The organism is Tenacibaculum sp. 1B UA, assembly GCF_033978845.1.
In the GTDB taxonomy this organism is placed as follows: Bacteria; Bacteroidota; Bacteroidia; order Flavobacteriales; family Flavobacteriaceae; genus Polaribacter.
On the sequence record NZ_JAKVUA010000028.1, the window covers coordinates 20,871 to 28,231 of the forward strand.

General features: G+C 28.2%; 9 protein-coding genes. 5 read left to right on the forward strand and 4 right to left on the reverse strand.

The annotated features are described in order from the left end of the window. Positions 1–114: 114 nt before the first annotated feature. The 5 genes from MK851_RS14995 to MK851_RS15015 all read left to right on the forward strand — a co-directional run bounded on the left by MK851_RS14995 (position 115) and on the right by MK851_RS15015 (position 4,168). On the forward strand, positions 115–1,905 hold the full coding sequence (locus MK851_RS14995) for a sensor histidine kinase (protein WP_320244750.1): 1,791 nt from the start codon (positions 115–117) through the stop codon (positions 1,903–1,905). Between the two features lie 8 nt (positions 1,906–1,913). Continuing rightward, complete coding sequence (locus MK851_RS15000; RefSeq protein ID WP_320244752.1) at positions 1,914–2,555, forward strand: response regulator transcription factor; 642 nt, start codon at positions 1,914–1,916, stop codon at positions 2,553–2,555. Positions 2,556–2,663: 108 nt separating this feature from the next. After that, positions 2,664–3,005, forward strand: a complete 342-nt coding sequence (locus MK851_RS15005) for a zinc-ribbon domain-containing protein (protein WP_320244754.1) — start codon at positions 2,664–2,666, stop codon at positions 3,003–3,005. A gap of 39 nt (positions 3,006–3,044) precedes the next feature. Beyond that, positions 3,045–3,464 (forward strand): hypothetical protein, encoded by a 420-nt coding sequence (locus tag MK851_RS15010; protein WP_115902264.1) that lies wholly within the window; start codon positions 3,045–3,047, stop codon positions 3,462–3,464. A 161-nt stretch (positions 3,465–3,625) separates the two neighbouring features. After that, complete coding sequence (locus tag MK851_RS15015) at positions 3,626–4,168, forward strand: hypothetical protein (RefSeq protein WP_303506583.1); 543 nt, start codon at positions 3,626–3,628, stop codon at positions 4,166–4,168. Here the strand turns inward: MK851_RS15015 and MK851_RS15020 are convergent. The 4 genes from MK851_RS15020 to MK851_RS15695 form a co-directional block, all read right to left on the reverse strand. Continuing rightward, positions 4,165–5,160, reverse strand: coding sequence for a hypothetical protein (locus MK851_RS15020; protein ID WP_320244756.1), 996 nt, complete (start codon positions 5,158–5,160; stop codon positions 4,165–4,167). The genes MK851_RS15015 and MK851_RS15020 overlap by 4 nt on opposite strands. A gap of 22 nt (positions 5,161–5,182) precedes the next feature. Next, positions 5,183–5,908, reverse strand: coding sequence for an aspartyl/asparaginyl beta-hydroxylase domain-containing protein (locus MK851_RS15025; protein ID WP_320244758.1), 726 nt, complete (start codon positions 5,906–5,908; stop codon positions 5,183–5,185). 159 nt (positions 5,909–6,067) lie between these two features. Continuing rightward, positions 6,068–6,820 carry a hypothetical protein gene (locus MK851_RS15030; RefSeq protein WP_320244760.1) on the reverse strand — a complete coding sequence of 251 codons (753 nt, stop codon included), beginning with the start codon at positions 6,818–6,820 and terminating at the stop codon, positions 6,068–6,070. 149 nt (positions 6,821–6,969) lie between these two features. Continuing rightward, entirely contained in the window at positions 6,970–7,275 is a 306-nt protein-coding gene (locus MK851_RS15695) for a helix-turn-helix domain-containing protein (RefSeq protein ID WP_413788393.1), read from the reverse strand. Positions 7,276–7,361 lie beyond the last annotated feature (86 nt).

Genomic DNA, 7,361 nt, shown 5'->3' on the forward strand with positions numbered 1-7,361 from the left:
TAGAAAAAAGACTTAATAATTGATATGAGAATAGGTTACTTAAGAAGAAAAATAAGGCTGTCGTTTATAAAACAAGTTATAATCGCAGTTTTTTTGTTTTTCGCTTTAAAAGGAATGTCGCAGTCGGGAGGAGTACAAGGTTTTAAAGCCTTTGGAGTAAATCCCACAATTCCACATGACTCCCTTTTTTCAAAAATAAATAAGGCAAAAAATTTCAAAGTTAAATACGATGCTACATTTGATCTTATAGAATTTCATAGAGAAAAAGGGAACTTAGACTCCATAATATACTATGGAAGTAAACTGTATACAGAAACAACTAAGAATAAATTAATAAATAAAGAAAAGCATTTATCTAAGGTTTCTAGTGTAGTGGCTGAAGGAAAGTTAGAAAAGGGACTTTTTGATGAAGCTTTGAAATGGTATTTTAAAGGAATAGAGCACTCAAATAATAAACCGAATGATGAATTATTTGTTAAAAATAGAATAGGATTAGGAGTAGTGAAGTATTTAAGAGGAAATGAAAAAGAAGGAAAGGAAATTATAGAAACATGTATTGAAAATGCCCCTAACGAAAAATTAAAACATGATGCTTTTTTTGAACTAGGTTTTATTTATTATACAAAGAATAGGCTAGAAAAAGCAAAAGAAAATTATAACAAGGCAAAACTATTTTATGTGTCAGATGGTTTTGTGAAAAGGACGTTAAAAACCGACCTATGGCTCGGTAGAATATTACAAAAAGAAAATAAAACAACAGAAGCATTAGATCTTTGTTATAATGTTTTTAACGAATCGTTATCCAGAGGGTTCTATACCTTATATGCTAAGGCGGGAAACATAATAGGTAGTTTTTATTTAAAAGGAAAAGATTATGAAAATGCTAAGAAAATACTTTCTACAGTATATATAAACTCCATACAATGGGGAAATTTAGAAATAGAAAGAAGAGCTGTTTTAGGTCTTCAAAATGCTTATGCTGAAACAGGGGACTATAAAAATGCACATGCTTTAATGACACAGTTAAATCGTGTTAATAATGAAATTTTAGTAAGTCAAAATAAACAGCAAGTAAATGAGCTTGAAGTACAGTATAAAACATTAGAACAAAAGCAAGAGATTGAGCGACAAAAAACAATGAAAGCATACATACTAATAGCCTTTCTTATTGTATTAATACCTGTACTTGCTTTATTATATGTGTACTATCAAAAGCTTCAAACACAAAGTAAACTTAATAAGACTTTAGAAGAAGTAAATAAACAAAAAATAACTACGTTACTTAAAGACCAAGAATTAAAGTTAGTAAAAGCATCATTAGAAGGGCAGAATAATGAAAGGAAGCGTATTGCTAGAGAGTTGCACGATAGTATCGGAGGGAATTTAGCAACCATAAAGTTACAACTATCAAACAAGAGTAAATTAGAGGAAGAAAGCATAATTAAACAAGTAGATGAAACCTATAATCAGGTAAGAGAGTTATCTCATAATTTAATGCCTAAAAAGTTTAAAGATTCTGCTTTTACAACAATAATAACAGAATATATAAATAATGTAAAAGCACTATCTAAAGAACAAATAACGTTACAAATACATCCAGTAGAAGAAGTTGACCAAGTGAATGAGAATTTAAAAGTGGAGCTTTATAAAATAATTCAAGAATTATTAACTAATGCTTTAAAACACGCAAAAGGAACACAAATTGACATTCAACTTTCTATATTTAATAGTACAATACAATTGCTTTTTGAAGATGACGGTGTTGGTTTTGATCAAGAAAAAGTAAAATACGGACTAGGTTTTCAAAATTTAAAAGACAGATTAAAAACAATTAAAGGGAATATTTTAATAAACTCTTTTCCAAGTAGAGGAACAGTAATAGATATAAATGTGCCTTTAAATTAATATACACTATGACTTACAATATTATTTTAGTTGATGACCATAAAATGTTTTTAGATGGATTGTTAAACATTTTTAAGAATGAAGATGTTTACAATATCTTACTTACAGCAAATAGTGGTGAAAATGTAATAAAGTATATAAAAACAAATCCAGATCAACATATAGATGTTGTTATTAGTGATATTTCTATGCCAGATATAGATGGTATTACGTTAAACGATTATATAAAAAAAGAACGTTCAGATATTAAAACATTAATAGTTAGTATGCATACAGATGCAGGAATGATAGATACATTAATTAAAAATAATGTTGATGGGTATTTATCTAAAAATGCAACACAATCTGAATTGCTACAAGCAGTACAAACTATTCTTAATGGAGAAAAATACTTTTCACAATCTGTACGAGAAGCTTACATGGATAATGTTTTTAATAAAAAAAAGGAAACTTCAATAATGTTAACAACTAGAGAGAAAGATGTACTTAAATTAATTGCAGAAGAATATACTACACAAGAAATTGCAGATAAACTCTTTTTAAGTAAGCATACTATTGAGAGTTATAGAAAAAACTTAATATCTAAACTCAACGTAAAAAACCTAGCAGGATTAACAAAATACGCAATAAAACTGGGCTTAGTAGAGTAGTAATTTTACTACCCCCTGAAAACAGGGTAGTAACTTTCACTAGTTTCAGTCTATTTTAAGAATCACTTCCAACGCATCTTTGTACCATAATTATTAAGTAATAAAGTTATGGTCATTTTTGGGTGGCGAGAAGCCAAAATAAGTATACAGCCAGTAAACAATCATAGTTGTAGTTATTGCAATACACCAGAACGATTGTTTATTCAAGTAAACAGATTGTATGTACATATATTTTGGATTCCTGTTATTCCATTATATAAAAAAACATATAGTATTTGTGGTCATTGTAAACAGGAAATGAGCAAAAGTCAAATGCCACCAGATTTACAACGAAAGGCAAAAGAATATAAGCAAACAAGTAAAACTCCTTGGTGGATGTTTTCAGGACTTATCATCGTAACTTTTTTAATGCTGTTTATGTTTTCTTCAGCACTTTTAATTCATAAATAATAAAAATAAATATATAAACCATTTAAATTTTAATTAAACATGATTTACGGAATCTCATTAGTATTTTTAAGCATCGTAGCAGTGCCGTCTTTAATCTTATCAAAAAAACCTAATGCTAAAGAATTATTAGAAAAAATAGAACCTTACCAAGGTTGGATTGGTCTTATTTTCTGTATTTGGGGAATTTGGGGAATAATTTCAGCTATTTTAAACTTAGGTTGGTTAACTACAGCACCAATTTGGTGGGTAACTTTCTTAGCAGGTAGCGTAGTTGAAGCAGTCTTAGGTTTTATGTTAGGATACGGAATGATAAACAAATTATTATTATCAAAAAACCCTGAAGCTAGAGAAAAAGCAGAAATATTGAGAGGGAAGATTGCACCGAAACAAGGAAAGTTAGGATTATTAGGAATAGCTGTAGGAGTGTGGATGATTGTTGCTTCATTCATCTTTATATAAGCTAACTAAATAAAGAAGGAGAAAAATATAGCATTGTAAACTAAGGCTTAAATAAGGTAGGGGTGTGGGGTTTCTATCAAAAAATCAAAAAAAGCCTTGTTTGCAATGTTTTTACATAAACGTCAAGAATTTATTTTATAACCTGATAAAAGATATTTGAAATGAAAAGGGTAAATAATATTTTAGGGGTAATTGTAGTATGTATATTGTTTATAGGGTGTCAGAAAGAAACTCCGCAAAGGGTAGTTGAAAAAACAGTACTAAAAGCTAATTTATTAACTGTTAATTATGGTATAGGATATTTTAAACAACTTAAAGAATTACAAAAAAATGAATATTTAAAGTACTATGATAATGATGGAGAAGAATATGCAGCGACATATTCTCAATATCTTCATAGAGTTACCATACCAAACCTTGAAAGAAGTTTAAGAGACATTCAGAACTTAGAAGTAAACGAAGACTCAAAAGATTTAATAAATGCTTCAATTGAATTGTTTGAGTTTTGTATAGACTTTTATAAAAAGGACTATGCAGAAATAGCATATATGTATGATGAGGGAAAAACTAAACAAGAAATTAATCAGTTAATTAAAGAGTTTAAAGTCAGAAGTTTTGAAGAGTTTAAAGAAAAAAACTTGGAGCTAGAAGAAGCAGCAAAAATATATGCTGAGAAAAAAGGAGTGAAACTGAAATTTGTTTAAATAATTTTTAATTCAAGTTTAGGCTCAGAACCAACTACATACTGAGACTCTATAATTAAGCGTTCTTTTTTGTTATTGGAAATATCTTTAATGTATTTAGGAGCGGTTAAACCACTGTCGTTTACAAAAAGCTTCTCGCTTTTATAAATTGTAATTTCTGTCATCACTACAATTTCACTAGCTGTAGAAAGTTCTTTCTTTCTTAAAATTGTACGTTTTTCAGTAAAACCTAATTTATTCGATTTTTTTTCAAACAACCACTCACCCGAATTCAGGGCTTTTTTACTAACTTCAAAAACCTTATGATGTTCACGATAATATTTTTGTTGAATGCTAGGTTCGTCGTTTTTGTAAGAGCTAGTACCAATAGCTAATGTAATTTTCTCAGGAATAAAAGCAGTATCTGAATTAGACTGCCTCATTAAATTATAAAAAACAGAAACTTGTTGCTCACTATCCAATGCACGTTGCATCGTCTCACTTATAATAATATCTGGAGAAAAGTTCTTAGGGAATTGATATTTTGTAGCGTCTTGATTTATAAAGTTGATATTATGGTTTTCTAAATCTAGTTTTTTAATTGTACTTTTTAAAATTTCAAAACTCAGAGGGTTTATCTCTAAAAATGAGTATGTTATATTGAAGTCAGCATACTTTAACACAAAAGGAAGTATAAGCGAAGCAAAAGGACCAGTACCCGCATAAAGTATATGTAATGAGTCTTTTTGATGGATCTTCTCTTGAATAGCAATATCAATTCCTTTGATAAATTTTAGAGTTCTTTTTAAATCATCAAGGCAATTAGCTGCCCATAAAGTACCTATTGCTACACCATTTTCAAGTTGAACATTATTTCGATGCTCTTCATTATTTATAGCTTCATTTGAAATTCTAAAGAGTAATTGTTTATACTCTTTTAAAGCAGAAGAATAATTAGATGTTTCATCAAAGAATTTAGAAGTAATACGTAGTAACTCTTTTTTTAAATTCATTACAAGCTATTATAAGAGTTGTTTATTTTGATGTAAGCTTTGATAACTTCTGTTCCATTTCATTAATAAGTTTTTTCGAAGCAGGTTCATTGCTACGTTTTAGCTCGTTTAGGATAAGGTGTATTGTTTCTGGTGAATCAATTTCTTCTTGTTTAGGTTGAAAACTTTCTTTTGGAGCAAGCGAAAAAAATAAAGTATCAGACCATTCGTTCCTTTCAGCATCGATAACTAAATGAATACGGTCTTCATTTCCTTTATTAGTAACTGAATGTATATAATTTACATTCGTATACCAACATTCACCAGGTAACATTTTCAATTGTTCATCATTTAAAATAAATTCAACCTTATTATTCGTAATAATCGGAATATGTAAGCGAAAGTTACCATTTTCATAACCTAGTTTGTAGTCACGATGAGGTTTAATTTCTGCACCAACATTCAAGCGTAATAAGCGAGCAGATAAAATAGGACATTGAAAAGAGTTGATAACCTCTCTAAAATAATTGCAATCATTCATTATCGGAGTTTCCTTAATAGTACTATTATCATTTTGAAAAGCAAAAATATTAGAAGCATCACCATTGCCAGCATACAAAGAGATTGCTTTCCACTCACCTTGATATCCAGATGTGTTGAAATGAGGAATCCAATGTTGATTTACAACTAAAGAATAATCATGGAGTAGTTTATCTGCATCAAACAGAAAAGGAAGTTTTAAAGACGAAGTAGTTTTGGTATCTTTCACTTGTATGTGTTATTGTTCTACAGCAAGTTACTAGAAAAATTGTAGATTAAATCGTTTTTAGAATAGGCGTTTATTTTTTAGGTATAAAAGAAAAAATAACGACCAGTACTAAATAACTGTAATAATTATTTAGCACTAGTCAGAAAATATTTTTTTTAATTAAAATGCTTTATTTGTTGTAAAAGAAGCAACACTAGTTCCTCCATTTGTAACACTACCATCATTGTATTTAGCATAAGGTCTAAAGTAATAAGTGGTTTCAGGTGTTAATTCTTCAATAAATTCAGTATAAATATTTTTAAAAATATTACCAGATACATCAGTATCTAAGGCTATAGAGCTGTTAGAAAAATCTTCATTTACACTATATTCAAAACCAATTTCTTTAGGAGATTCTTTTTCTATAGAAATTACTTCTAATTCTGGGGTAATACCTTCTGAGTTTTTAAAGAATAGTTTCGGTTTGATTTTCATGCTAATTGATCTAGTTTCACTAGCGTCTATACTAGTGTTTATTTTAATTTCATTTCCATAGAAATATGTGTTATCACTTAGTTTAAAATAACCTCTAATATAATAAGTTGTTTCCTTTTGTAAATTGTCAACTATACCTGTAATATTGTCAGCAGGACCTGCGGCAACCACAGTATTGTTGCCATTAGGAATAGGGTTTGATGATTTTCCATATACAAATCCCCTATCAGTTACATCAGCTAAATCATTACCATCTTTAAAAGTGCCTTTTAAATATATTTTAAGAGTATTATTGTGGTTAATAAAATAATTAAAATTATTACTATTATTGAAACTAGTTGGTATTATTTCTATTTCGTTTTCTTCACTAGAGCAGTTAGTAAGTATAATAGAGATAAATAAAAAAAATAGAGGTTTTAAAAAATGTTTAATTTTCATGTAGTTTTAATTTTTAATTTTTTGCAAAACTCAATATTTTAAATCATTTAAATATGAAAGATAAAGAGATAATGAGTTCGAAAATCAGAAAATAGAACTTTAATTAACTCTTTTTTAAATGAAAGAAACAGGTTTTTATAGGTTAAATATTAGAAAAAGCTATTTTTATAATTAGTAGGAGTAGTACCAGTTTCTTTCTTGAAGGCACTATAAAAAGCACTTTTACTTTTAAAACCAACCTCTAAACTAATACCTTCAATACTATAGTTTTTTGAATTATTACTTTTTAAAATTTCTATAGCTTCATTAACTCTAAAACCATTTATAAAAGTTTTAAAGTTTTTATTTGAAATTTCATTAATAACAAAAGAAATTCTTTTAGGGTGTTGATTTGTAATATTAGCTATATCAGCAATGGTTAAATCTGGATCTTTATATTTTTTATGTAAAATTATAGTTTGTTGTGTAGGCTTCCCAAAAAATAGGACAGTTAATAATTCGAATTTACTAACTTTAAATTCAAACTGTCACAATGAAAAAC

What these genes read in the sequence shown, in the direction of transcription:
- MK851_RS15020 (WP_320244756.1), bottom strand. Translation starts at nt 5,160, where the DNA reads ATGAATTTAAAAAAAGAGTTACTACGTATTACTTCTAAATTCTTTGAT.
- MK851_RS15015 (WP_303506583.1), top strand. Translation starts at nt 3,626, where the DNA reads ATGAAAAGGGTAAATAATATTTTAGGGGTAATTGTAGTATGTATATTG.
- MK851_RS15030 (WP_320244760.1), bottom strand. Translation starts at nt 6,820, where the DNA reads ATGAAAATTAAACATTTTTTAAAACCTCTATTTTTTTTATTTATCTCT.
- MK851_RS15005 (WP_320244754.1), top strand. Translation starts at nt 2,664, where the DNA reads ATGGTCATTTTTGGGTGGCGAGAAGCCAAAATAAGTATACAGCCAGTA.
- MK851_RS15010 (WP_115902264.1), top strand. Translation starts at nt 3,045, where the DNA reads ATGATTTACGGAATCTCATTAGTATTTTTAAGCATCGTAGCAGTGCCG.
- MK851_RS14995 (WP_320244750.1), top strand. Translation starts at nt 115, where the DNA reads ATGTCGCAGTCGGGAGGAGTACAAGGTTTTAAAGCCTTTGGAGTAAAT.
- MK851_RS15000 (WP_320244752.1), top strand. Translation starts at nt 1,914, where the DNA reads ATGACTTACAATATTATTTTAGTTGATGACCATAAAATGTTTTTAGAT.